The 1371-nt window shown below is 67.8% G+C and carries 2 protein-coding genes; one reads left to right on the forward strand and one right to left on the reverse strand.

The features are described 5' to 3' along the window. Positions 1 to 962: glycosyltransferase family 2 protein (locus tag ACIPIA_RS16345; RefSeq protein WP_400511028.1), on the forward strand; the 962-nt coding region annotated here is incomplete at its 5' end. On the opposite strand, the gene ACIPIA_RS16350 is transcribed toward ACIPIA_RS16345, so the two are convergent. Continuing rightward, on the reverse strand, positions 907 to 1371 hold a 465-nt coding region (locus ACIPIA_RS16350), incomplete at its 5' end, for an SCO family protein (protein WP_400511029.1). The genes ACIPIA_RS16345 and ACIPIA_RS16350 overlap by 56 nt on opposite strands.

The raw sequence follows: 1371 nt of genomic DNA on the forward strand, positions 1-1371 counted from the left end.
CGCTCAACCTCGCCCTGCTGGAGGCACGCGGCAGCCTGTTCACGATTTTCGACGCCGAGGACATCCCCGATCCGCAGCAATTGCGGATGGCAGCAGCCCGCTTCCTGCGGGCGCCCGATGATCTCGCCTGCCTGCAAGCGCGGCTCGTCATCGACCACGCCAACGAAGGGCTCCTGCCTGCCCTGTTCGCGCTGGAATATGCCGGGCTGTTCGACGTGCTCAACCCCGGGCTGCTGCGCGCCGGCCTGCCGATCATGCTCGGCGGCACCTCCAATCATTTCCGCACGGCGGCGCTGCACGCTGTCGGCGGATGGGACGCCTGGAACGTCACCGAGGACGCCGATCTGGGCTTTCGCCTCGTCCGGGCCGGTTATCGCATCGGCGATCTGCCCTGTGACACGCGCGAGGAAGCGCCCCTCACGATACCGGCCTGGCTCAGGCAGCGCTCGCGCTGGATCAAGGGCTACATGCAGACGCTGGTGACGCATTCGCGGGCACCGTTGACGACCCTGCGGCAGGCCGGCCCGAGCGCCTGCCTCGCCTTCCTGTCGCTGGCCCTCGGCACCGTCGTCGCCGCGTTGGGCTATCCGATCTTCATCGCCGCGGCACTCATGGCCGCAGTCCATGGCTCGCTCCTCGCCCCCGGGAGCGCGCTGGCGAGCCTGACATCGACGCTCGCCCTGACCGTCTGGGCCCTGGGCATGGTCGCGCTATTCGTGCCGCCCGCAATGGGCGCCCTGCGCCGCCGGGCGCCACGGCTCCTTCTGCTCCTGCCGCTGCTGCCGCTCTATTACGGGCTCGTCTCGGTAGCGGCCTGGCTGGCGCTCCACGAGTACTTCAACCGCCGTTTTGCCTGGAACAAGACTGAACATGGGCTGGCGCGCCGGCGCGCGCCGATCGCGCCCGCTACGAGTGCCGCAACCATTCCGCTGCCGCCTGCGCCGGAGGCTGCTCGATATTGAGGGCCCCGATGAAGCTTCCGTCCTTCCCCATCAGGTAGACCAGCGCGGTGTGGTCCATGGTGTAGTCGCCATCCTTCAGCGGCACCTTCTTGGCATAGGCGCGATAGGCCTTGATCGTGGCGTCGATGGCCGCGCGATCACCGGTCAGTCCGATGATGCGGGGGTCGAAGGAGCCGAGATAGCTCTTCATCGCCTCGGCCGTGTCGCGCTCGGGATCCACGGTGATGAACAGCGCCTTGAGCTTCCTGGCCTTGTCGCCGTCGCCGGCCGCACGCAGCGCCTCGGAGATCTCGAAGAGCTTGGTCGGGCAGACATCGGGGCAATGGGTGAAGCCGAAGAAGACGAGGAAGGGCGAGCCCTTCAAATCCGCGTCCGTCAGCGGCTTGCCATCCTGGGTCGTGAGCGTGAA

Origin of the sequence: Allobosea sp. CER48 (assembly GCF_044752385.1) — a bacterium.
GTDB lineage: Bacteria > Pseudomonadota > Alphaproteobacteria > Rhizobiales > Beijerinckiaceae > Allobosea.